Raw genomic sequence first — 22,035 nt, 5'->3', positions numbered from 1 at the left:
TCAGGGGCGGAGGAGTCAGTAGCGGGCGGCGGGCAGTGCGTCGGCGGGGTCCGGCGCGTCCCCGTCGGCCCGCTCGTCATGGCCGAGCCCGGCGTCGACGGGGCCGCGCCGCGCGTGCCGGGCGAGCAGCCAGGCGTTGAGGACGGCGAGCAGCACGAAGAGCGTGGTGAACACGGTGAGCGAGAGGCGCATCGCGCCGGGGGAGAGCCCGGAGACCGCGTCCTCGGTCTTCAGCAGGCCGTACACCACCCAGGGCTGACGGCCCGCTTCGCGGAACACCCAGCCGCTGATCATCGCGACGTACGGCAGCGGCACGGCGGCCATCAGAGCGAGGTGCCAGAGCCGGAAACGGAAGACGGCTCTTCTGAAGCAGGCGAGGATCAAACCCGCGAACGTGAAGTACATCATCAGGGCGAAGCAGATGAGCATGATCAGCCCGGCGCCGCGGGTCAAGGCGGCCGAGGGCACGTAGTCCCCGGGGCCGAAGCGGGCGACCAGGTCCGCCTGGAGCCGCGCGATCTCCGCGGTCCGCTGCCCGAACACCGCCGACTTCATCGGCTGGAAGGTGCTGAGCGCGGAGAACTGCAGCCCGCCGAAGACGGCCGTCACCATCAGCGCCGGGAACGACACGAACACCCCGATGCGCAGGCTGCGCCCGAAGAACTCCCACTCCGGGGAGCGCCGGAAGAGGTGGTACGCGCTCACGCCCGCCATGAAGAAGCCCGCCGTGAGCAGCGCCCCGGCCACCACGTGCCCGAAGGCGAGCAGGGCGGACGGGTTGGTGAGCACGGCCACGGGATCGTCCAGGACGAGCACCCCGTCCACCGTGCAGTGACCGACGGGGTGGTTGAGGAAGCCGTTGGAGACCAGGATCCAGTAGGCGGAGAGATACGCGGTGAGCGCCACGATCCAGATCGCGGCCAGATGCACCCAGCGGTTCAGCCGGTGCCAGCCGAAGATCCACAGGCCGAGGAAGGTCGACTCGGCGAAGAAGGCCACGATCGTCTCCACCGCGAGCGAGGCGCCGAAGACGTTCCCCGCGTAGTGGGTGAGCCCGCTCCAGCTCATGCCGAACTGGAACTCCATCACGATGCCGGTGACGATCCCGACCGCGTAGTTGATCACGTACAGCTGACCCCAGAAGCGCACCAGACGCGCGTCCAGCGGTCTGCCGGAGAAGGTCGCCCGGGTCTGGAGCACCGCGACGACCGTCGCGAGCCCCAGGGTGAGGGCGACGAAGAGGAAGTGTCCGCCCGCGGTGAGGGCGAACTGCAGCCGCGCGAGATCGAGTACGTCCGGGTTCACGCGTCCAGCGTCGGCGTACGGCCATGGGCGCCGCGTCGCCCGCCGGTGGACACCGGTCCTACCCCGCGGGTCGCGGCCCCGCCCGGGCGCGTACCCCAGGGGTTGCGGCCGCCTGGTCGCGACCCCTAGGGGACCGTCAGGCCAGCCAGCCGGGGGTGATCATCCCCGACTCGTACGCCAGGATCACCAGCTGCGCCCGGTCCCGCACGTCCAGCTTGGTCATGATCCGGCTGACATGGGTCTTGGCCGTCGCGGGGGAGAGCACGAGGCGCCGGGCGATCTCGTCGTTGGAGAGCCCGGCCCCGACCAGGCCCATGACCTCCCGCTCCCGCTCGGTCAGCGCGTTGAGCCGGGGGCTCGGGTCCGGGCGGGGCGCGCGGCCCGCGAACTCGGCGATCAGCCGACGGGTCACCGCCGGGGCGAGCAGCGCGTCGCCGCGCGCCACCACCCGCACCCCGTGCAGCAGCTCCTCCGGCTCGGTGTCCTTCACCAGGAAGCCGCTCGCGCCGGCGCGCAGCGCCCCGTACACGTAGTCGTCGACGTCGAACGTGGTGAGGATGACCACCCGCACCCCTTCGAGGACGGGGTCCGCCGTGATCCGGCGGGTGGCCTCCAGGCCGTCCAGGACCGGCATCCGGACATCCATCAGGACCACGTCCGGGCGCAGCTCGCGGGCGAGCGCCACCGCCCGCTCGCCGTCCGCGGCCTCCCCGACCACCTCGATGTCGTCCTCGTCGGCCAGGATCGAGCGGAAGCCGGCCCGGACCAGGGTCTGGTCGTCGGCGAGCACGACACGGATCATGCGGGGTCCCCCTCGGGAGCGGGTTCGGGCGCGGGCGCGGACGTGGGCGCGGACGGTGGGAACGGGAGCCGGGCGTCGACCCGGAAGCCGCCGGGAATGTTACGGGCCGTCAGCTCGCCGCCGAAGGCGCGGGCCCGCTCGGCCATGCCCCGGATGCCGCTGCCCGGCGGCCGGTCGCCGGGCGCGCCTCCGCCGTCGTCCTCGACGCGCAGCCGGAGCGCGTCCGCATCCCAGTCGAGCGCCACGAGCACCGAGCGGGCGTCCGCGTGCCGGGTGACGTTGGTCAGCGACTCCTGCACGATCCGGTACGCGGCGAGGTCGAGCGGCGGTGGCAGCGGCACCGGCGTCCCCCCGACCCGGGTGCGCACCTCCAGGCCGGCGCTCGCGGCCCGCTCCACCAGCTCCGGCAGCAGCGCGAGCCCGGAGGCCGGCGCGGTCGGCGCCGCCTCGCCGGCCCGGCGCAGCACCCCGAGCGTGGCGCGCAGCTCGCGCAGGGCCTCCTTGCTGGTGTCCCGCACGGCCCGCAGCGCCTCCTCGGCGGTGGCCAGGCCCTGTGCGGCGGCGGGCTTCTTGCCGAGCCGGTGCAGCGCGGCGCCGGACTGCACGTTGATCAGCGAGATGCTGTGGCCGAGGATGTCGTGCACCTCGCGGGCGATCCGCAGCCGCTCCTCGGTGGCACTCTGCCGGGCCCGGGCCTCCTGCTCCCGTTCGGCGGCGAGGGCGCGCTGCTCCACCTCGCGCAGATAGGCGACCCGGTTGCGCTGGGCGCGGCCGACCGCGACCAGGCTGATCAGCCAGCCGGCCATCATCGCGAGCGAGGTGTCGTCGATCTGCCGGTGCCCCGGCCGCTGCCGGATCTCGCCGAGGCCGACCGCGAGCAGCGTCACGGCCGCCAGCGCGACGGCGGCGGCGAACCGGCCCTCGGCGGCGGTGGTGTAGAGGGCGACCGCGAAGGCGATGAGGAGCGGACCGTCCTGGGCGGACAGCGGGTAGTAGACGGCGCACGCAAGGAGCGTGACCACGGCGACCGCCACGGGCCGGCGGCGGCGCAGCGCCAGCGCGCCGCAGCCGGTCACGATCAGTGCCCAGCCGAGTGCGGTGCGCCCGGCCGGCTCCGGTTCGTAGTGCGCCACGACCAGGGTCCAGACCGCCGTGACGAGGAACACGGCGAGCGCCACGAGAGCGTCGCGGAGGTCGCGCGACCGGAGGCCGATGGGCATGTTCCGAAGCATAGGCACGGGCTCGGCGCCCTTGCGGGACACCGGCGTGGTGCGCTTGACACAAAAATCGAACATCCATTCTCATGGAAGTGCAGGGCCTTGGGAACACGGGGTTGTCGCCGGGTTTTCCACAGGCTGGAAGGGACGTCGGGGCCCGTTGTCAGTGGCAGGGGTTAGCGTCTTTCCCATGAAGCGATCGACTCAAGCAAACCGGGTGGAACCCATGGCAGGAACCGACCGCGAGAAGGCGCTCGACGCCGCGCTCGCACAGATTGAACGGCAATTCGGCAAGGGTGCCGTCATGCGCATGGGCGAGCGCTCGCGGGAGCCGATCGAGGTCATTCCGACCGGGTCGACCGCCCTCGACGTCGCCCTCGGCGTCGGCGGCCTGCCGCGCGGCCGTGTCGTCGAGATCTACGGCCCGGAGTCCTCCGGCAAGACGACCCTGACCCTGCACGCCGTGGCCAACGCGCAGAAGGCCGGCGGCCAGGTGGCCTTCGTGGACGCCGAGCACGCCCTCGACCCGGAGTACGCCCGCAAGCTGGGCGTCGACGTCGACAACCTCATCCTGTCCCAGCCGGACAACGGTGAGCAGGCCCTCGAGATCGTCGACATGCTGGTCCGTTCCGGCGCCCTCGACCTCATCGTCATCGACTCCGTCGCCGCGCTCGTCCCGCGCGCGGAGATCGAGGGCGAGATGGGCGACTCGCACGTCGGCCTCCAGGCCCGACTGATGAGCCAGGCGCTCCGGAAGATCACCAGCGCGCTCAACCAGTCCAAGACCACCGCCATCTTCATCAACCAGCTCCGCGAGAAGATCGGCGTCATGTTCGGCTCGCCGGAGACCACGACCGGTGGCCGCGCCCTGAAGTTCTACGCCTCGGTGCGCATCGACATCCGCCGCATCGAGACCCTGAAGGACGGCACCGAGGCGGTCGGCAACCGCACCCGCTGCAAGGTCGTCAAGAACAAGGTCGCGCCGCCGTTCAAGCAGGCCGAGTTCGACATCCTCTACGGCCAGGGCATCAGCCGCGAGGGCGGCCTGATCGACATGGGCGTCGAGCACGGCTTCGTCCGCAAGGCCGGTGCCTGGTACACCTACGAGGGCGACCAGCTCGGCCAGGGCAAGGAGAACGCCCGCAACTTCCTGAAGGACAACCCCGACCTCGCCAACGAGATCGAGAAGAAGATCAAGGAGAAGCTGGGCGTCGGCGTCCGGCCCGAGGAGCCCTCGGCCGAGCCGGGCGCGGACGCGGCGGGCGGCACCGACGCCGCGGGCGCCGACGACGCGGCCAAGGCCGTCCCGGCTCCGGCGAAGGCCGCCAAGGCGACCAAGGCCACCGCGGCCAAGAGCTGACCCGGTGACCGGTCGCACCGAATGGCCGGACGACAGCCCCGCCTCGTCGAGGGCCGAGAAGGAGCTGTCGTCCCAGGATCCGGCTGAGCGGGCGCGGGCGATCTGCCTGCGCCTGCTCACCGGGACCCCCCGCACCCGCAAGCAGCTCGCCGACGCCCTGCGCAAGCGGGAGGTGCCCGACGAGATAGCCGACGAGGTGCTCTCCCGGTTCGAGGACGTCGGACTCATCGACGACGCCGCCTTCGCCGGGGCCTGGGTCGAGTCCCGGCACCACGGCCGGGGCCTCGCCCGCCGCGCGCTCGCCCGGGAGCTGCGCACCAAGGGCGTCGACCCCACCCTGATCCAGGAGGCGGTCGAGCAGCTCGACTCCGACCAGGAGGAGGTCCGCGCCCGCGAGCTGGTCGACCGCAAGCTGCGGGCCACCCGAGGTCTGGAGCGCGACCGGCGACTGCGGCGCCTCGCCGGCATGCTGGCCCGCAAGGGCTACCCGGAGGGCATGGCCCTACGGGTGGTCCGCCAGGCCCTGGAGGCCGAGGGCGAGGACACCGACGGCCTGGACGAGACCTTCTAGCGGGCATGGGCGAGGCGGGGCCGCCGCCTGCCGCCCCCGGCGTCAGTGGGTCGGGTCCACAGGCCCCTCCTCCGGGCGGGGCGTGGGGAGGAGGACCGGGAGGCCCGCCGCCTTCCAGGCCTGGAAGCCGCCGATGACGTCCGTCGCGCGGTGGAGGCCGAGCCGACGGAGTGACTCGGCGGCGAGGGAGGAGGCGTAGCCCTCGTTGCAGAGGACCACGATCCGCAGGTCGTGGCTGTCCGCCTCAGGGGCGCGGTGGCTGCCCAGGGGGTCGAGCCGCCACTCCAGCTCGTTGCGCTCCACCACCAGCGCGCCCGGGACCAGACCGTCGCGCTCGCGCAGGGCCGCGTAGCGGGTGTCGACGAGCAGGGCGTCGCCCGCCCGCCAGGCCGCGTGGGCGGTGCGGGGATCGAGCCGGTCGAGCCCGGCCCGTACACGCTCCAACAGGGCGTCGATGCCGATGCTCACTGCCAGTCCTCCGGACGCTCGACCTGCTCCAGGCGCAGCACCGGGCCGGTGCGGCTGAAGCGGCGGATCAGGGGCAGCGGCGGGTAGTAGGCGTGCACCGAGACCGCGTGCTCGACGGGGGACTCGTTGAGCACCTCGTGCACGTGGTGGTGGCCGAAGGCACGGCCCCGGCCGGCCGGGAGGGCCCGGCTGCGATCCACGTCGTCGGTGAGTTCGAGGGTCTTCCAGCCGCCCGCCGGGAGGCGCACGGCCAGCGAGTTCTCCCGCAGGACGCCGCGCGCGGTGGCGAAGGCGCCCAGCGACTCGGCGTGGTCGTGCCAGCCGGTCCCGGTGCCCGGGGGCCAGCCGATCAGCCAGGCCTCGCTGCCGCCCGGACCGTCGAGCCGCACCCAGGTGCGGCCCTCCGGATCCAGCGGGAGCGAGAGGACGAGGGCGGCGTCGGCGGCGGTGCGCCGGACGAAGTCGAGGAGTTCGGCCTCGGTCGGAGCCGAGGAGGAGACCGGGGCGGAGGAGGAAACGGGCGCGGAGGCGTGCTGTGTCTGAGGCACGGGGGACCGTCCTGGGGTTCGCGAGAACGCGCGGGCCCGGCCGGGGCGCGCGCGAAAGCCGTCAGAGGGGAGGCGAATTCAGCAGGACGGACGACACACGCAGCCCGCGTAGCGGATCAGGTCCATATGGACCCTCCGCCACAGGCGCACATCGGTGTCGGTCACGCTCCGGAGTACACCACGCACCCCGGTCGGGGTCAATTGACGTCCGCGGTACGGGCGGTGTCGGCCGGCGTGTCCGCCGCGGCGTCCGCCGGGTCCGGCTCCCCGCCCCGTACCGCGTCGGCGGCCGCGTGCAGCTCCTCCGGGCGCACCCCGGCGAAGGCGGCGGCCAGGTGCCCGTCCGGGCGGACCAGGAGCACCGCGTGGGCCGGGGCGCCCGGGTAGGCCTCGGTGACCAGGAGCTCGGCCGGGGCGGGCAGGGCGTCCACGGCCTCGGCGAGCCTGGGCATCACGCCCGCGCTCACCCAGTGCCGCCGGTCCCACACCCCGGTGCCGGGGGCGACCAGGAGGACGAGGAGCCGGCCCTGTCCGAGGCGGTCGCGGAGCCGTACCGTGGTGCCGTCGGGAGCGGTCACCCGGACGTCCTCGACCGGACCGCCGTCCGGGGTGCCCACCGGGATCCGGCCCTCGGTCGGCTCGGGCGCAAGCGGCGAGTGCGGGTAGGCGGGCAGTGCGCCCAGCGGGCCGCGGCCCAGATGCCCGTCGGTGAGCAGGATGTCGTGGCTCCGGCCGCCGCCGGGCAGGATCGTGCGCAGCCCCCCGCCGCCCCGTAGCACCGGAAGGGCCTGGTCGGCCGCGCGCAGCAGACCGGCGACGGCCGCCCGGCGCTCGCTCTGGTAGCTGTCCAGCAGCACCGGCGAGGCATCCCGGTGGTGCCAGGCGTACGCCAGCTTCCAGGCCAGGTTGTCGACGTCCCGCAGCCCCTCGTCGAGGCCCTGGGTGCCGACCGCGCCGAGCAGGTGCGCCGCGTCGCCGGCGAGGAAGACCCGGTCCGCCCGCCAGCGCCGGGCGAGCCGGTGGTGCACGGTGTAGACGCCGGTGTCGATCAGGTCGTACGGCGGGGTGACGCCCTCGCACCAGCCGGCCAGGGTGTCGCGGATGCGGGTGACGAGCGCGTCGGGGGTGACCAGTTCGCCGCGCGGCGGCAGCAGCCAGTCGATCCGCCACACCCCGTCGGGCAGCGGCCGGGCGCTGATCTCGTCGCCGGCACCCCGCCACGGCGGCTGACGGTGCAGCAGGGCCTCGCCGGCCCAGGGGAGTTCGGTGCGCAGCGCGGCGACCGCGTGCCGTTCCACGGCGGTCCGCCCGGGGAAGCGGATGCCGAGCAGCTTGCGCACGGTGGAGCGGGCGCCGTCGCAGCCGACCAGATGGCTGCCGCGCCACCAGGTGCCGTCCGGGCCGCGGGTGTGGGCGCTGACGCCGTGCGCGTCCTGCTCGATCGTGTCGACCCGGGACTCGGCGACCAGGGTGATCAGGTCCTGGCGGGCGATGGCGTCGCGCAGCCCGCGGGCCAGGGCGTGCTGGGTGACGTGCAGCGGGGCGGCCGGTCCCGCGGACTCGCCGCCCGGGCCGTCGGGGCCGTCCGCGTCGGCGCCGCCGGTGCCCAGGCCCAGGTCGAGCCGCACGTGCCGGGTCTCCTGGCGGCGGCGCATCGAGCGCCAGCCGACCCAGCGCACCCCCTCGTCACGCAGGGTGGCGCAGCCCAGGCGTTCGAGGAGGGCGGCCATGTCGGCCCGGAGCACCACGGTGCGGGCGGGCCGCGGGTCCTCCTTGCCGGCGCTCTCGTCGAGGACGACGCTGGGCACGTCCTGGGCGGCCAGGGCGAGGGAGAGCGCGAGGCCGACGGGCCCCGCGCCCACGATGATCACCGGGTCCACGGCGCGGCTCCTGAAGGCTTGCGAGGCCGTACGGTCATGCGGGTTGCACAGCGGCGCGAGGCGCTGGCCCGGAGCTTGATCACAGAACGTATGCAACCCACTGGGGGTGCCCGCGTCAAGTGAGCGGGGGCAGCGGCGTCGCCACTGCCCCCGGATGATGTCACATGCCGTCAGTTCTTCGTGATGCCAGGGCCGTCGGCGGGTCCCGCGGCCGGTCCGGCGACCGCCCCGTCGGCGAGGCCCGCGGTCTCCGCCGCCGCCGCGGTGGCCTGGGCGGGCAGGACCGCCGTCACGACCGGGTCGGCGACCTTGATGCCGGTCTTCGCCCGGCTGCCGCGCCGCTCGATCCAGGTGGCGAGCGCCGAGAGCGCGAGGCACAGCGCGATGTAGATGGTGCCGAAGACCACGATCACGGAGACGTACGGGTACTGGCCGTTGACCAGGGTGTTGGAGGCGATCAGCCGGGCCGAGTAGAGCAGCTCGGGGTAGAGGATCATGTAGCCGAGCGAGGTGTCCTTGAGGGTCACCACCAGCTGGCTGATGATCGTCGGCAGCATCGACCGGACCGCCTGCGGCAGCAGGACGCTGGTCATCACCTGGGTCTTGGTCATGCCGAGCGCGTAGGCCGCCTCGCGCTGGCCGCGCGGCACCGCGTTGACGCCGGCGCGCAGCACCTCGGCCTGCACGCAGCCGTTGTAGACCGACAGGCCGAGGGCGAGCGCCCACATCGGGTAGTCGGTGAGGAAGGCGACCCAGACCGCGAAGATCGTGATGAGCAGCGGGATGGAGCGGAAGACCTCGATGAAGGCGGTGGCGACCCAGCGCACCGGGGCGTGGTCGGACATCCGGGCGACGGCGAGCAGCACACCGAGGACGAGGGAGCCGACGGCCGCCAGACCGAAGGCCTTCAGGGTGGCCAGCAGGGCGTCGGCGATGTTCTGCCGGATGCCCGCGTAGTTGAAGATGTCCCACATCTCGGGGGCGAGATGCCCCTTGTCGCTCAGCCGCATCACGCTGACCGCGAGCAGGGCGAGGATCGCGAGGCCGCCGACGACCGCGTAGATCCGGTTGCGGACCCTGGCCTTGGGGCCGGGTGCGTCGAAGAGAACGCTGGCGCTCATCGGGCGACCTCCATGTTGCGCTCCAGGAGACGGAAGAGACCGCTGATCGCGAAGGTGATGACGAGGTAGGCGGCGGCCACCCAGAGGAAGATCGGGATGATCGCGTAGCCCTGCTCGCTCATCAGCGTCTGCCAGCCGAAGAGTTCGGTGACGCTGAAGGCGCCCGCGATGGCCGAGTTCTTGGTCAGCGCGATGAAGATCGAGCTCAGCGGCGGCAGCACCGTGCGGGTGGCCTGCGGCAGCACGATCAGGCGCAGCGTCTGGGAGAAGGTCAGACCGAGCGAGCGGGCGGCCTCGGCCTGGCCCAGCGGCACGGTGCTGATGCCGGAGCGGACGGCCTCGCACACGAAGGACGAGGTGTAGAAGCCGAGCGCCAGCGAGGCGAGCAGGAAGGAGCTCATGCCCGGGAAGAGGATCTCCGGGACCACGAAGACGAAGACCAGGAAGAGCAGCGTCAGCGGGGTGTTGCGCAGCAGCGTCACCCACGCGGTGCCGAAGGCGCGCAGCGGGGGGACGGGGGAGACCCGGAAGCCGGCCACGACGATGCCGAGGACCAGCGCGATCACCGAGCTGACGGCGGTGATCTCCACGGTTCCGATGAATCCGTTGCGGAACTCCGCGAAATGGTCGAGCAGTACGTTCATGAGGACTCCGCGTCGGCAGTCGGCGGCGGGCTTGCGTGCGGCAGCCGTACGGCAGGGCGTACGGCAGGGCCTGGGCGTACGGGCAGGGGGGCGGGGCGCCCCGCAGCCCCGAGGGGAGGGGGCGGGGCTACGGGGCGCTCACGCCGGATCAGCGGATCGCGTGGATCAGTAGCGGACGAGCGCCGGCGGCTCGGTGTAGGCCGAGCCCGAGAGGCCGAGGGTGGCCTCGTAGATCTTCTTGTAGGTGCCGTCCTTCTGGTGCGTCTCCAGGATGTCGCTCACCTTGTCGCGCAGGACCTTGTCGTCCTTGTTCATGCCGATGCCGTACGGCTCCTTGGTGAACGGCTTGCCGATGACCTTGAGCTTGCCGGCGTTGGCGGCCGCGTAGCCCTTGAGGATCGAGTCGTCGGTGGTGACGGCGTCGACCTGCTTGGTGAGCAGCTGCTGCACGCAGTCGGAGTACTTGCCGAGCTCGACGGTCTCCGCGCCGTACTGCGGCTTCTTGATCTCCTGGAGCGGGGTCGAGCCCGTGATCGAGCAGACCTTCTTGCCCTTCAGGGTCTCCGGTCCGGTGATCGCGGTCTCGTCCTTGCGGACCAGGAGGTCGGCGCCGGCCTGGTAGTACGGGCCCGCGAAGCCGACCTGCGCCTTGCGCTTGTCGTTGATCGTGTAGGTGCCGACGTAGTAGTCGACCTGGCCGGTGGAGATGGCGGTCTCGCGGAGCTTGGAGTCGACCGTCTTCCACTCGATCTGGTCCTCGGAGAAGCCCAGGTCGGCGGCGATCATCTTGGCGATCTCGATGTCGAAGCCGGAGCGCTTCTTCGTCGCCTGGTCCTCGAAGCCGAGGTACGGCTGGTCGGCCTTGGAGCCGATGATCAGCTTGCCGCGCTCCTTGGCCTTCTTGAAGGTCGCCGAGTCCAGGGTCACGCCGCTCGCCACGGTGTACGTGGGGAGCTTGGGGGCGCCGGCGTCACCGGGCTTGGTGGCGGGCTTGTCGCCGGCCGAGCCCTCCTTGCCGCCACAGGCGGTCGCGGTCAGTGCGAGCACGGCGACGGCCACGGCCGCGGTCTTGCGGAGCTTCATCGTGAACATCCCTCAGGTCGTGGTTGGTTGATCGTCAGTGTGCAGCAAGTTGCTCGCTGTCACTAAGGAGTTCCGGGCGCCGTGGCGATCCGGGCGTCGCGCCTCAGTGGTGCAGGATCTTCGAGAGGAAGTCCTTGGCGCGGTCGCTGCGCGGGTTGCTGAAGAACTCGTCGGGGCTGGCCTGTTCCACGATCCTGCCGTCGGCCATGAACACCACGCGGTTGGCGGCGGAGCGGGCGAAGCCCATCTCGTGCGTGACGACGACCATCGTCATGCCTTCCTGGGCCAGCTGCTGCATGACCTCCAGGACCTCGTTGATCATCTCCGGGTCGAGCGCCGAGGTCGGCTCGTCGAACAGGATGACCTTCGGGTCCATGGCGAGCGCGCGGGCGATCGCCACGCGCTGCTGCTGACCGCCGGAGAGCTGCGCCGGGTACTTGTCGGCCTGGGTGCCGACGCCGACCCGGTCGAGCAGTGCGCGGGCCTTGGCCTCCGCCGCCTTCTCCTCCGTCCGGCGGACCTTGACCTGGCCCAGCATCACGTTCTCGAGCACCGTCTTGTGCGCGAAGAGGTTGAAGGACTGGAAGACCATGCCGACGTCGGACCGCAGCCGTGCCAGCTCCCTGCCCTCCTGGGGCAGCGGCCGGCCGTCGATGGTGATGCTGCCGGAGTCGATCGTCTCCAGCCGGTTGATCGTGCGGCACAGCGTGGACTTGCCGGACCCGGACGGCCCGATGACCACCACGACCTCGCCCCGGTGGATCGTCAGGTCGATGTCCTGCAGCACGTGCAGCGCGCCGAAGTGCTTGTTCACGTCGGACAGCACGACCAGGTCGTCCGTGGCCGGTACGGCGTTCTCCGAACCCTTGGTCACTGACACTCCGCTCATCGGCTCCTGCTCCGTCCTGCTCGGTTGGGGAGGACACTAGAGATCGGGGCGACGGGGAGTCACCACATCTGAGCGAAGTTTGAGCATAACGATACGGTCGCTTCCGGACACTCTGCGTGAACGGGATGGCCCTGCTGTTCACGCCCTGGTACACAGATAGTCATCACCTACGGCGTCGCTCACGACGTCACGCACCGCATCGCCACCCCGCGAGCCCGCCACCCCGCGAGCCCGCGCGCCCGTACGAGACCACGAAGGAGGGCCCCCGTGAGACTGCTGCTCGTCGAGGACGACGACCACGTCGCCGCCGCGCTCTCCGCGATCCTCGCCCGGCACGGCTTCGCCGTCACCCACGCCCGCAACGGCGAGGAGGCGCTGCAGGCCGTGCTGCCCGCCGCGCACGGCGAGCGTCCCTCGTACGGGGTGATCCTGCTCGACCTGGGCCTGCCCGACCAGGACGGCTACCAGGTCTGCGGACGCATCCGGAAGCTCACCAGCACCCCGGTGATCATGGTCACCGCGCGGGCCGACGTGCGCTCCCGGATCCACGGTCTCAATCTCGGCGCCGACGACTACGTGGTCAAGCCCTACGACACCGGCGAGCTCCTGGCCCGCATCCACGCCGTCAGCCGGCGCAGCTCCGGCGGTGACGAGGCGGGCGGCACCGGCGAGGACAGCACCCTGCGGCTCGGCACCGTCACCATCGAGCTGCCCACCCGCCGGGTCAGCGTCGACGACGAGGTCGTCCCGCTCACCCGCAAGGAGTTCGACCTGCTCGCCCTGCTCGCCCAGCGGCCCGGTGTGGTCTTCCGGCGCGAGCAGATCATCAGCGAGGTCTGGCAGACCAACTGGGAGGGCACCGGCCGCACCCTGGAGGTCCATGTCGCCTCCCTGCGCTCGAAGTTGCGCATGCCCGCCCTGATCGAGACCGTGCGGGGCGTCGGCTACCGGCTCGTCGCACCCGCCGCGTAGGCACCGGCCGTCCCACCCGTGCGCACCCGACTCCTCCCGCTCCTCATCGTGCTGATGGCCGGCGTCCTGCTGGCCCTCGGCTTCCCGCTGGCCGCCAGCACCGCCGCCTCCGAGCAGCAGCGGGTGGTCGTCGACCGGCTCGACGACGAGGCACGGTTCGCCGCGCTCGCCCAGTTCGTCAATTCCGAGAGCCGCTTCGCCCCCGACGAGCGGCGCGCCACGCTGAGCGGCGAACTCGCCAGCTACCACGAGGTGTACGACATCCGGGCCGGCATCTTCTACCGCGACAACCGGGCGATGGCCGTCGCACCGGACGACTGGGTCGTCCCGTACGACGGCGAGGCCAGGCGCGCCTTCAACGAGGCGCTGCTCGGCCGCCGAAGCCACGACCCCTCCCAGGTCTGGCCCTGGCAGGGCGACGCGCGGCTGATCGTCGCCTCCCCGGTCGTCCAGGACGGGGACGTCATCGCCGTCGTCGTCACCGACTCGCCCACCGGCGACCTGCGCTCCCGGATCCTGCACGGCTGGCTGCTGATCTTCGCCGGCGAGGCCGCCGCCATGCTGCTCGCGGTCGGCGCCGCCTTCCGGCTCACCGGCTGGGTGCTCCGGCCGGTCCGCGTCCTCGACGCCGTCACCCACGACATCGCCACCGGCCAAATGAACTCCCGCGTCGCCGCGACCGGCGGACCGCCCGAACTGCGTCGCCTGGCCCGCTCGTTCAACGAGATGGCCGACCACGTCGAAGACGTCCTCGACCAGCAGCGGGCCTTCGTCGCCGACGCCTCGCACCAGCTGCGCAACCCGCTCGCCGCGCTGCTCCTGCGGATCGAGCTGCTCGCCCTGGAGCTGCCCGAGGGCAACGAGGAGATCGCCTCGGTGCGCACCGAGGGCAAGCGGCTCGCGCAGGTCCTCGACGACCTGCTCGACCTCGCCCTCGCCGAGCACACCGCCGCCGATCTGCGGCTCACCGACATCGGCGCGCTGACCGACGAGCGGGTCATGTCCTGGCGGCCGGTCGCCGACGACAAGGGCGTCACGCTGAGCGCCTCGACCTGCCCCGTCACCGCCTGGGCCGACCCGGTGGCGCTGTCCAGCGCGCTCGACGCGGTGATCGACAACGCCCTGAAGTTCACCCCGGCCGGCGAGGACGTCACCGTCGAGGTCCGGCACGCCCCGGGCCGCTCGGCCGTCGAGATCGAGGTCGCCGACCGCGGCCCCGGACTCACCGACGAGGAGCTGGAGCGCGTCGGCGACCGCTTCTGGCGCTCCGGGCGGCACCAGAACATCAAGGGCTCCGGCCTCGGCCTGTCCATCTCGCGCGTGCTGCTCGCGGCGGGCGGCGGCACCATCGCGTACGCCCGGAACGCACCGCACGGGCTGCGGGTGACGGTGGGCGTACCGCGCGAGGACCCGCGGACGGGCCGGGACACGGACACCCCCTAGCGGGAGGGTGCTCTACGGCTTCACGGAGCGGTAGTAGCGGCGGGCGCCCTCGTGCAGCGGCAGCGGCTCGGTGTAGATCGCCGTCCGCAGGTCCACCAGCTGCGCCGGGTGCACCTGGCTGCCGATGCCGTCGCGGCTGTCGATCACCGTGCGGGTGAGGCCCTCCACCAGGTCGGGGTCGGCGTCCTCGGTGGTGACCAGGATGTTCGCCACCGCCACCGTGTCCACCGGGTTGCCGCTCTGGGCCAGGCTGTAAGCGTCGCCCGGGATGTTCGCCGAGCGGTAGAAGCGGGTGGAGCCGCCCACGTCGTGCAGGCTGTCCACCAGGTCGGGGTCCAGCGGCACGAGCCGGACCGGCAGCCGCTCGGACAGCTTCTGGACGGCCTCGGTGGGCAGTCCGCCGGACCAGAAGAAGGCGTCCAGCTTCCGCTCCTCCATCAGCTTCGGCATGGTGTCGATGCCGGCCGAGACCGGCACGACGTCGACGTCCGGGGTGACCCCGGCCGCCGCGAGCACCCGGTCGGCGATCAGCCGCACGCCCGAGCCCGGCTGCCCGACGCCGACCCGCAGCCCGCGCAGATCGGCCACGGTCCCCACCGGTGAGCCCTTGGGGACGATCACCTGGACGTAGTCGTCGTAGAGCCGGGCGCAGCCGCGCAGCTTCTCGAAGCCGGGCTTGCGGTCCCGCAGGTACTGGCCCACGGCGTCCGCCGTCGCCACCGTGATGTCGGCCTCGCCGGAGGCGAGCCGGGCGAGGTTCTGCTGGGAGCCCTCGCTGTCCTTCAGCGTTATCGAGACCTCGGGCAGATCGCGGCCGAGGGCCTGCCGCAGCAGCTCTCCGTACTGCTGGTACACGCCCGACGACACCCCGGTGCTGAAGGTCACGTGCCCGCTCGGCGTCTTCGCACCGAACGGAACCAGCCACCAGACGAGCACCCCCGCGAGGACCAGCAACGCCGCCGAGACCTGGAGCAGGCGACGGCGGGCGGCACGGGACAGAACGGTGGGCATGCCGCGATCCTGCCAGCTCGCTCCCCGTCCTGGCCAGGACGGACGTCACGTTCCCGGCCGGGAACGCCCGTGCCGCTCGGCCGACCGCTCAGCCTGGGACCGGGCTGCCTGGGATCGAGTCACCTGGGTCCGGGCTACCTGGGTCCGGGCTGCCTGGGATCGGGCCGCCGGGCGGGATCAGGTCGGCCGCCTGCTCGCGCAGCCAGCCGAGCAGCGTGGCGAGCCGGGGATCGCGCTCCGGCGGGCGCGGGGTGAGCAGCCCGTAGCCCGTCCCGTCCGCGACGAACCCGTACGGGGCCGCCAACTGGCCCCGCACGAGGTCGTCGTGGACGAGCGCGTACGGGCCGACGGCGACGCCCACGCCGGCCACGGCCGCCTGGAGCGCGAGGTAGAAGTGCTCGAAGGTCTGCTCGCCGCCGACCGTGGACGTCTCGCCGGTCAGGCGGTGCCAGTCGGCCCAGGCGGACGGCCGGGTGCCGGTGTGCAGCAGGGTGACGGGCTCGCCCGCCCGGAGCCGTTCGGCCGGCTCCGGCCGGCACACCGGGCCGATCCATTCCTCGAACAGCGGCACCCGGCTCACCCCTTCCGGTACGGGGAAGTCGTCCCGGCGCACGGCCGCGTCGACCGGGTCCCGGGCGAAGTCCACCGGCCCGCCGCCCGCCGACAGATGCACGGTCAGACCGGGATGCCGTGCCGTGAGGTCCGGCAGCCGCGGGATGAGCCAGCGCATCAGCAGCGTCGGCTCGCAGGACAGGGCGAGCGGACCGCCGCCCCGTTCCCGGCCGCCCGAGATCTCCCGCGCGGCCTCCTCGACCAGATCGAGCGCGTCCCGCACGGCGGTGGCGAGCCGACGGGCCTGCGGGGTGGGCCGCAGCGAGCGCGGACCGCGCTCGAACAGCTCGGTGCCGAGCGCCTTCTCCAGGTTCCGCACCTGCCGGCTGACCGCGCCGTGCGTGACATGGAGCTCCTGCGCGGCCCGGGTCATGCTCGCGTGGCGGACGGCGGCCTCGAAGGGGAGCAGGGTGGTCAGCGGGGGCAGGTCCGGCCGGGTCATGCGTGAAATCTAGTCACAGGACGTGTGAGAAGGAATCGCTTGTCCTGCGGCTTCGTGCGGAGCGAGGGTTGATCCCGTCACAGCGGTCGACGGTTGTCCGCCGTCCGCTCACGCACCCACCCGCCCACCCGAGGGGTCCACCCAGCGATGCCGCCCTCCTCCGTCGTCGTCCTCGCCGACGACCTCACCAGCGCCGCCGACGGCGCCGCCCCCTTCCGCCGGACCGGCCACCGCGCCCTGGTCCTCTTCGAACCGTCCACCGCCCTCGGGGACGGCGTCACGGCCGTCGACCTCGGCACCCGGATCACCGCCGCGACCGAGGCCGCCGCCCGGACGCGGCGCGCGGCCGGCGCGTACGCCGGCGCCGACATCCTGATCAAGACGGTCGACTCGACTCTGCGCGGCCATGTCGCCGCCGAGCTGCGCGCCGCGCTCGCCGGCTCCGGTCGCCGCGCCGCGATCCTCGCCCCCGCCTTTCCCGCCGAGGGCCGTACGACGGCGGCGGGCGTGCAGTACGTGCGGGGTGCACGGGTCGACGCGAGCGAGTTCGCCCGCGACCCCGCGCACCCGGTCCGCACGGCGGACCTCGCCCGGCTCCTCCCGGAGGCCGTACTCCTCGAACCCGATGCGCTCTCCGAGCTGCCCCGACTGGTCGCGGAGGGCGGGGTGTTCGTCTGCTCGGCCCGCACCGACGCCGACCTCGACGCGGTCGTGGCCGCGGTGCCACGCCCCGAGGAGGTGCTGTGGGTCGGCTCTCCGGGCCTCGCCGACGCACTGGCCCGGCACCGCACCCGTACCCCTGCCGCACCCCGCCCCGAACTCCCGCCCGTACACCGCCCCCTGGCCGTCGTCGGCAGCGCCAACCCCGCCAGCCGCCGGCAGCTCGCCGCCCTGCGCGCCGTGGCGGGCGCCGCCGTCCACACCCCCGAGGAACGCGGCACCGAGCCCGCCTCGTTGCTGCGCGAGCTCGTCGAGGAGACCCGGCGCGCGGTCACCGAGGGGCGGGCCGACGGCCTCGTCCTGACCGGAGGGGAGACCGCCGCGGCCGTCCTCGGCGCGCTCGGTGCCACCGGCATCGAGCTGTACGACGAACCGGAACCGGGCATCGCCCGCGGCACGCTGTACGGCGTGCGGGCCGGGGCCGCGGACGGCCGACCGGACGGTGAGGCGCCCGACACCTCCGGCCACCCCGACACCTCCGGCCACCCGGACGCCGCCGGTCTCCCCGTCCTCGTCAAGGCGGGCGGCTTCGGCGACGACGACACCCTGGTCCGCCTCACCACGCTCCTCGCGGGAGGCACCCGTTGACCGGACCCGGCACCCGTCCCATCGCCGTCACCATGGGCGACCCGCACGGCATCGGCCCGGAGATCACCGTCAGAGCCTGCGCCGACCCCCGGCTGCCCGCCCCCGTGCTCGTCATCGGCGACCCCGGCGCCCTCACGCGCGCGTGCCGCACCACCGGGGTGGCCCTCAGGGTCCGCCCCGTACGGGACACGACGGACGCCGGCCGTACGCCCGGCGTCCTGGACGTGCTGCCCACCGGGCCCGGCCTGCCCGCCGACCTCGCCCTCGGCACGGTCGCGGCGACCGCGGGCGCGGCCTCCTACGCGTACGTGCACAAGGGCGTCGCCCTCGCCCTCGCCGGCCAGGTGCGCGCCCTCACCACCGCGCCGATCAACAAGGAGGCCCTGCGCCTCGCGGGCGTCCCGCACCCCGGCCACACCGAGATCCTGGCCGAGCTCACCGGCACCGAGCGCTACGCGATGATGATGGCCGACGACCGCCTGCGGGTCGTCCTCGTCACCGTCCACCAGTCCCTGCGCACGGCGATCGACGCGCTCACCGTGGAACGGGAACTGGACATCATCCGGCTCACCCACCAAAGCCTCGGCGGCAGGCCCAGGATCGCCGTCGCCGGACTGAACCCGCACGCGGGCGAGAACGGTCTCTTCGGCCGCGAGGACCTCGACGTCATCGCCCCGGCCGTGCGGGCCGCCCGCGCGGAGGGCATCGACGCGAGCGGCCCGTGGCCCGCCGACACCGTCTTCCTGCGGGCCCGCGAGGGGGAGTTCGACGCGGTCGTCGCCCAGTACCACGACCAGGGTCTGATCCCGGTGAAGTACCTGGGCCTGGAACACGGCGTCAACATCACCCTCGGCCTGCCGTTCGTGCGCACCAGCGTCGACCACGGCACCGCCTTCGACCTCGCGGGCACCGGCACCGCCGACCACACGAGCCTGCTCACCGCCCTGCGCCACGCCACCGAACTCACTCCCGAGGAACCCGAGGATTAGGCCTCCATGGACTTCGTCTTCATGCTCACCCGCGACGACCGGACCGTCACCGACTGCCTGCACGTCCTCGACTCCGTCCGCGAACTCGGCATCACCCACATCGGCTTCAAGGACGTCGGCGTGGATCCCACCACCCTGCGCCGGCTCCACACGCAGATCCGGGACCTCGGCGCCACCAGTTACCTGGAGGTCGTGTCGACCACCCGCGAGCAGGCCCTCGACTCCGTCCGGGCCGCGGCCGACCTCGGGGTCGACCAGCTGATGGGCGGCACCTGGGTCGACGAGACCCTCGCCCTGCTCTCCGGTACGCCGATCCGCTACCTCCCCTTCGTCGGCGAACCGCTCGGCCACCCCACCCGCCTGGCCGGCGACCCGGCCCGGATCGCCGCCGACTGCCGCCGCGCCGAGGCGGCCGGCTGCGCGGGCGTCGACCTCCTCGCCCACCGCGCCACCGAGGCCGACCCGCTCGACCTGGTGCGGGCCGCCCGGGCGGCGACCACCGGACGCCTCGTCGTCGCGGGGGCGATCACCACGGACGCGCAGATCCACGCCCTGGCCGAGGCGGGCGCCGACGCCTTCACGGTCGGTTCGGCGGCCTTCGCGGGAACCGTCCGGCCCGCCGCCGGCGGACTCGCCGCGCAGCTCACGGCGGTGCTCGCGGCCGCCGGCCGGCCGGCCCGGCGCCACGGTCCGTCCGGGGCCCGCCCGGGGCCGTGGGGCGAGCGGGCGGGGCAGCTCCGCGACCCCCTTACCCTTGAGGGATGACCAGCAGCAGCGACCGGACCGGAGCAGTGGACGAAGTGGGCGAAGCACGAACCTACGAAGTGCGCACCTACGGGTGCCAGATGAACGTCCACGACTCCGAGCGGCTCTCCGGCCTCCTTGAGGACGCTGGTTACGTCCGTGCCCCCGAAGGCTCCAACGGCGACGCCGACGTCGTGGTCTTCAACACCTGCGCGGTCCGTGAGAACGCCGACAACAAGCTGTACGGCAACCTCGGCCACCTCGCCCCGATGAAGGCCGCCCGGCCCGGCATGCAGATCGCCGTCGGCGGCTGCCTGGCGCAGAAGGACCGCGACACCATCGTCAAGCGGGCCCCCTGGGTCGACGTCGTCTTCGGCACCCACAACATCGGCAAGCTGCCGGTGCTCCTGGAGCGCGCCCGGATCCAGGAGGAGGCGCAGGTCGAGATCGCGGAGTCCCTGGAGGCGTTCCCGTCGACGCTGCCGACCCGCCGCGAGTCCGCGTACGCCGCCTGGGTCTCGATCTCCGTCGGCTGCAACAACACCTGCACCTTCTGCATCGTCCCGGCGCTGCGCGGCAAGGAGGAGGACCGCCGGCCCGGCGACATCCTCGCCGAGATCGAGGCGCTGGTCGGCGAGGGCGTCTCCGAGATCACCCTGCTCGGCCAGAACGTCAACGCGTACGGCTCCGACCTCGGCGACCGCGAGGCCTTCAGCAAGCTGCTGCGGGCCTGCGGCGAGATCGAGGGCCTGGAGCGGGTCCGCTTCACCTCCCCGCACCCGCGCGACTTCACGGACGACGTCATCGCGGCGATGGCCGAGACCCCGAACGTGATGCCGCAGCTGCACATGCCGCTGCAGTCCGGCTCGGACACCGTCCTGAAGGCGATGCGCCGCTCGTACCGGCAGGAGCGCTTCCTCGGGATCATCGAGAAGGTGCGCGCCGCCATCCCGCACGCCGCCATCTCCACCGACATCATCGTGGGCTTCCCCGGCGAGACCGAGGAGGACTTCGAGCAGACCATGCACGTGGTCCGCGAGGCCCGCTTCGCGAACGCCTTCACCTTCCAGTACTCCAAGCGCCCCGGGACCCCCGCGGCGACCATGGAGGGCCAGATCCCCAAGGAGGTCGTGCAGGCGCGTTACGAGCGCCTCGTCGCCCTCCAGGAGGAGATCTCCTGGGAGGAGAACAAGAAGCAGGTCGGCCGGACCCTGGACGTCATGGTCGCCGAGGGCGAGGGCCGCAAGGACGGCGAGACCCACCGCCTCTCCGGCCGCGCCCCCGACAACCGGCTCGTCCACTTCACCAAGCCGGACGAGGACGTGCGCCCCGGCGACGTCGTGACCGTCGAGATCACCTACGCCGCCCCGCACCACCTCCTCGCCGAGGGCCCGACCACCGCCGTCCGCCGCACCCGCGCGGGCGACGCCTGGGAGAAGCGCACGGCCGCCGAGGCGGCGAAGCCGGCGGGCGTGCTGCTCGGCCTGCCGAAGATCGGCGTGCCGGAGCCGCTGCCGGTCGCGGACGCGCCGGCCTGCGGCAGCCACTGACACGCTGACGCCCGGCCGGGCGTCGGCGCCCCGCACCACTGCGCGCCCGCCCGGCGGCCGCCCTTCCGGGCCGCGCCCGGCGGGGTGCCGTGGCGGTGCCCCGCGCGCCTGGCGTGTCCGGCCTGCCCGGCCCGGTACGGGCCACCGGTGGTCGCCACCTGCCGTCCTGCTGTGCCTGCCGGGGCTCCGAGGCCGTGCCGTACCGTCGTCGCCGCGCCGCGGGCGCCCCGCGCAGTAGGCTGCGGATCATGCTTGTCGCCGCCGCCGTCTGTCCCTGCCCCCCGCTGCTCGTGCCCGCCGTCGCGGCCGGGGCCGCGTCCGAGCTCGCCGAGGCCCGTACGGCCTGCTCCGACGTGCTCGGTGTGCTGGCCGCGTCCCGGCCCGACCGGCTGGTCGTGATCGGGCCCGCCGGCGAGGGGGAGCGGGGGGTGTTCCCGGCCGGGTCGGCCGGGTCCTTCGCCGGGTTCGGTGTCGACGTGACCGTACGGCTCGGGGCGGGGCCCGGCGGCGACCGGCCGCTGCCGGCCTCCCTGGCCGTGGCCGGGTGGCTGCTGGAGCACACGGACTGGGCCGACGCGCCGGTCGAGGGCCTGGGCGTCGGTGAGGCGCTGGAGGCCGCGCGCTGCGCCGCGACCGGCCGGGAGATCGCCGCGTCGGCGGAGCGGGTCGCGCTGCTCGTCATGGGCGACGGCAGTGCCTGCCGCACGGTGAAGGCCCCCGGCTATCTCGACGAGCGGGCCGAGCCCTTCGACGCGGCCGTGGGCCGGGCGCTGGGCGCGGCGGACCCGGCGGCGCTGCTCGCGCTCGACGCGGAGCTCGCGTACGAGCTGAAGGCGGCCGGCCGGGCGCCCTGGCAGGTGCTCGCGGGCGCCGCCGAGGGCGCGGACCTCGCGGGCCGGCTGCTCTACGAGGATGCCCCGTACGGCGTCGGCTACTTCGTCGCCGCCTGGAGTTAGGCGCCCTCGGGCGATCCACACGGCGGCGGGGGCGGCCGGGCGGGCCGGGGGCCCGGCCCCGCGCCGCCGGGGGGCGTGCGGGGGGGCCGGTGGCGCGGCGGGGGGGGGGGGGGCGGGCGG

Annotated in this window: 21 protein-coding genes and 1 pseudogene; 9 read left to right on the top strand and 13 right to left on the bottom strand. The window is 73.4% G+C overall.

The window, feature by feature from the left end; translation table 11 throughout:
* Positions 1–15 precede the first annotated feature (15 nt).
* From AB0M18_RS33290 to AB0M18_RS33280, 3 genes are all read right to left on the bottom strand, one after another.
* Positions 16–1,305, bottom strand: coding sequence for a cytochrome ubiquinol oxidase subunit I (locus AB0M18_RS33290; RefSeq protein ID WP_365764666.1), 1,290 nt, complete (start codon positions 1,303–1,305; stop codon positions 16–18).
* A 136-nt stretch (positions 1,306–1,441) separates the two neighbouring features.
* The gene (locus tag AB0M18_RS33285; RefSeq protein ID WP_365764664.1) at positions 1,442–2,107 is read right to left on the bottom strand and encodes a response regulator transcription factor; all 666 of its coding nucleotides are present in this window, start codon (positions 2,105–2,107) and stop codon (positions 1,442–1,444) included.
* On the bottom strand, positions 2,104–3,327 hold the full coding sequence (locus AB0M18_RS33280; RefSeq protein ID WP_365764662.1) for a sensor histidine kinase: 1,224 nt from the start codon (positions 3,325–3,327) through the stop codon (positions 2,104–2,106). The genes AB0M18_RS33285 and AB0M18_RS33280 overlap by 4 nt, the downstream gene beginning before the upstream one ends.
* A gap of 223 nt (positions 3,328–3,550) precedes the next feature.
* Between AB0M18_RS33280 and recA the strand changes: the two genes are divergently transcribed.
* A complete protein-coding gene (gene recA / locus AB0M18_RS33275) occupies positions 3,551–4,684 on the top strand; it encodes a recombinase RecA (protein WP_365764660.1) in 1,134 nt (377 codons plus the stop codon).
* Positions 4,665–5,255: pseudogene (gene recX, locus AB0M18_RS33270) on the top strand (recombination regulator RecX); the annotation flags it as partial. The gene recA and the pseudogene recX, both read left to right, overlap by 20 nt.
* Positions 5,256–5,297: 42 nt before the next feature.
* Here recX and AB0M18_RS33265 read toward each other — a convergent pair.
* The 8 genes from AB0M18_RS33265 to AB0M18_RS33230 form a co-directional block, all read right to left on the bottom strand.
* The gene (locus AB0M18_RS33265) at positions 5,298–5,729 is read right to left on the bottom strand and encodes a rhodanese-like domain-containing protein (protein ID WP_365764701.1); all 432 of its coding nucleotides are present in this window, start codon (positions 5,727–5,729) and stop codon (positions 5,298–5,300) included.
* Positions 5,720–6,271, bottom strand: a complete 552-nt coding sequence (locus AB0M18_RS33260; protein WP_365764658.1) for a cysteine dioxygenase — start codon at positions 6,269–6,271, stop codon at positions 5,720–5,722. Before AB0M18_RS33260 ends, AB0M18_RS33265 begins: the two co-directional genes overlap by 10 nt.
* Before the next feature lie 78 nt (positions 6,272–6,349).
* On the bottom strand, positions 6,350–6,421 hold the full coding sequence (locus AB0M18_RS33255) for a putative leader peptide (protein ID WP_322747027.1): 72 nt from the start codon (positions 6,419–6,421) through the stop codon (positions 6,350–6,352).
* Positions 6,422–6,468: 47 nt separating this feature from the next.
* Entirely contained in the window at positions 6,469–8,151 is a 1,683-nt protein-coding gene (locus AB0M18_RS33250) for an FAD-dependent monooxygenase (protein ID WP_365764656.1), read from the bottom strand.
* A 170-nt stretch (positions 8,152–8,321) separates the two neighbouring features.
* Complete coding sequence (locus AB0M18_RS33245) at positions 8,322–9,272, bottom strand: amino acid ABC transporter permease (protein WP_365764654.1); 951 nt, start codon at positions 9,270–9,272, stop codon at positions 8,322–8,324.
* Positions 9,269–9,916 (bottom strand): amino acid ABC transporter permease, encoded by a 648-nt coding sequence (locus AB0M18_RS33240; protein WP_365764652.1) that lies wholly within the window; start codon positions 9,914–9,916, stop codon positions 9,269–9,271. Before AB0M18_RS33240 ends, AB0M18_RS33245 begins: the two co-directional genes overlap by 4 nt.
* Positions 9,917–10,081: 165 nt before the next feature.
* Entirely contained in the window at positions 10,082–10,999 is a 918-nt protein-coding gene (locus AB0M18_RS33235) for a glutamate ABC transporter substrate-binding protein (RefSeq protein WP_365764650.1), read from the bottom strand.
* Positions 11,000–11,102: 103 nt separating this feature from the next.
* Positions 11,103–11,888 (bottom strand): amino acid ABC transporter ATP-binding protein, encoded by a 786-nt coding sequence (locus AB0M18_RS33230; protein ID WP_365764648.1) that lies wholly within the window; start codon positions 11,886–11,888, stop codon positions 11,103–11,105.
* A gap of 267 nt (positions 11,889–12,155) precedes the next feature.
* Between AB0M18_RS33230 and AB0M18_RS33225 the strand changes: the two genes are divergently transcribed.
* Together AB0M18_RS33225 and AB0M18_RS33220 are read left to right on the top strand one after the other, a co-directional pair.
* On the top strand, positions 12,156–12,860 hold the full coding sequence (locus tag AB0M18_RS33225; RefSeq protein ID WP_365764646.1) for a response regulator transcription factor: 705 nt from the start codon (positions 12,156–12,158) through the stop codon (positions 12,858–12,860).
* A gap of 18 nt (positions 12,861–12,878) precedes the next feature.
* Complete coding sequence (locus AB0M18_RS33220; protein WP_365764644.1) at positions 12,879–14,303, top strand: HAMP domain-containing sensor histidine kinase; 1,425 nt, start codon at positions 12,879–12,881, stop codon at positions 14,301–14,303.
* 12 nt (positions 14,304–14,315) lie between these two features.
* Here the strand turns inward: AB0M18_RS33220 and AB0M18_RS33215 are convergent, their stop codons facing one another.
* On the bottom strand, positions 14,316–15,314 hold the full coding sequence (locus AB0M18_RS33215; protein ID WP_365764642.1) for a TAXI family TRAP transporter solute-binding subunit: 999 nt from the start codon (positions 15,312–15,314) through the stop codon (positions 14,316–14,318).
* Positions 15,315–15,402: 88 nt separating this feature from the next.
* Positions 15,403–16,368, bottom strand: a complete 966-nt coding sequence (locus AB0M18_RS33210) for a LysR substrate-binding domain-containing protein (RefSeq protein ID WP_365764640.1) — start codon at positions 16,366–16,368, stop codon at positions 15,403–15,405.
* A 147-nt stretch (positions 16,369–16,515) separates the two neighbouring features.
* Between AB0M18_RS33210 and AB0M18_RS33205 the strand changes: the two genes are divergently transcribed.
* The 5 genes from AB0M18_RS33205 (at position 16,516) to AB0M18_RS33185 (ending at position 21,915) form a co-directional block, all read left to right on the top strand.
* Positions 16,516–17,676 carry a four-carbon acid sugar kinase family protein gene (locus tag AB0M18_RS33205; RefSeq protein WP_365764638.1) on the top strand — a complete coding sequence of 387 codons (1,161 nt, stop codon included), beginning with the start codon at positions 16,516–16,518 and terminating at the stop codon, positions 17,674–17,676.
* Positions 17,673–18,665 carry a 4-hydroxythreonine-4-phosphate dehydrogenase PdxA gene (gene pdxA / locus AB0M18_RS33200; RefSeq protein ID WP_365764636.1) on the top strand — a complete coding sequence of 331 codons (993 nt, stop codon included), beginning with the start codon at positions 17,673–17,675 and terminating at the stop codon, positions 18,663–18,665. Before AB0M18_RS33205 ends, pdxA begins: the two co-directional genes overlap by 4 nt.
* A gap of 6 nt (positions 18,666–18,671) precedes the next feature.
* Positions 18,672–19,430: a HisA/HisF-related TIM barrel protein gene (locus AB0M18_RS33195; protein ID WP_365764634.1), complete on the top strand. Its 759-nt coding sequence runs from the start codon at positions 18,672–18,674 to the stop codon at positions 19,428–19,430.
* Positions 19,427–20,959, top strand: coding sequence for a tRNA (N6-isopentenyl adenosine(37)-C2)-methylthiotransferase MiaB (gene miaB, locus AB0M18_RS33190; RefSeq protein ID WP_365764632.1), 1,533 nt, complete (start codon positions 19,427–19,429; stop codon positions 20,957–20,959). Before AB0M18_RS33195 ends, miaB begins: the two co-directional genes overlap by 4 nt.
* Positions 20,960–21,207: 248 nt before the next feature.
* Positions 21,208–21,915 (top strand): class III extradiol dioxygenase subunit B-like domain-containing protein, encoded by a 708-nt coding sequence (locus AB0M18_RS33185; RefSeq protein ID WP_365764630.1) that lies wholly within the window; start codon positions 21,208–21,210, stop codon positions 21,913–21,915.
* The last annotated feature ends 120 nt before the right edge of the window (positions 21,916–22,035 follow it).

Origin of the sequence: Streptomyces sp. NPDC051909 (assembly GCF_040681095.1) — a bacterium.
Lineage (GTDB): Bacteria > Actinomycetota > Actinomycetes > Streptomycetales > Streptomycetaceae > Streptomyces.
The sequence above is the reverse complement of the archived record's forward strand: the minus strand, read 5'-3'. Positions and strand labels throughout refer to the sequence as shown.

Coding starts and splice junctions, on each gene's coding strand:
- AB0M18_RS33215 (WP_365764642.1), bottom strand. CDS start 15,314: ATGCCCACCGTTCTGTCCCGTGCCGCCCGCCGTCGCCTGCTCCAGGTC.
- AB0M18_RS33185 (WP_365764630.1), top strand. CDS start 21,208: ATGCTTGTCGCCGCCGCCGTCTGTCCCTGCCCCCCGCTGCTCGTGCCC.
- AB0M18_RS33210 (WP_365764640.1), bottom strand. CDS start 16,368: ATGACCCGGCCGGACCTGCCCCCGCTGACCACCCTGCTCCCCTTCGAG.
- AB0M18_RS33280 (WP_365764662.1), bottom strand. CDS start 3,327: ATGCCCATCGGCCTCCGGTCGCGCGACCTCCGCGACGCTCTCGTGGCG.
- AB0M18_RS33235 (WP_365764650.1), bottom strand. CDS start 10,999: ATGAAGCTCCGCAAGACCGCGGCCGTGGCCGTCGCCGTGCTCGCACTG.
- AB0M18_RS33240 (WP_365764652.1), bottom strand. CDS start 9,916: ATGAACGTACTGCTCGACCATTTCGCGGAGTTCCGCAACGGATTCATC.
- miaB (WP_365764632.1), top strand. CDS start 19,427: ATGACCAGCAGCAGCGACCGGACCGGAGCAGTGGACGAAGTGGGCGAA.
- AB0M18_RS33195 (WP_365764634.1), top strand. CDS start 18,672: ATGGACTTCGTCTTCATGCTCACCCGCGACGACCGGACCGTCACCGAC.
- AB0M18_RS33285 (WP_365764664.1), bottom strand. CDS start 2,107: ATGATCCGTGTCGTGCTCGCCGACGACCAGACCCTGGTCCGGGCCGGC.
- AB0M18_RS33205 (WP_365764638.1), top strand. CDS start 16,516: ATGCCGCCCTCCTCCGTCGTCGTCCTCGCCGACGACCTCACCAGCGCC.
- AB0M18_RS33245 (WP_365764654.1), bottom strand. CDS start 9,272: ATGAGCGCCAGCGTTCTCTTCGACGCACCCGGCCCCAAGGCCAGGGTC.
- recA (WP_365764660.1), top strand. CDS start 3,551: ATGGCAGGAACCGACCGCGAGAAGGCGCTCGACGCCGCGCTCGCACAG.
- AB0M18_RS33230 (WP_365764648.1), bottom strand. CDS start 11,888: ATGAGCGGAGTGTCAGTGACCAAGGGTTCGGAGAACGCCGTACCGGCC.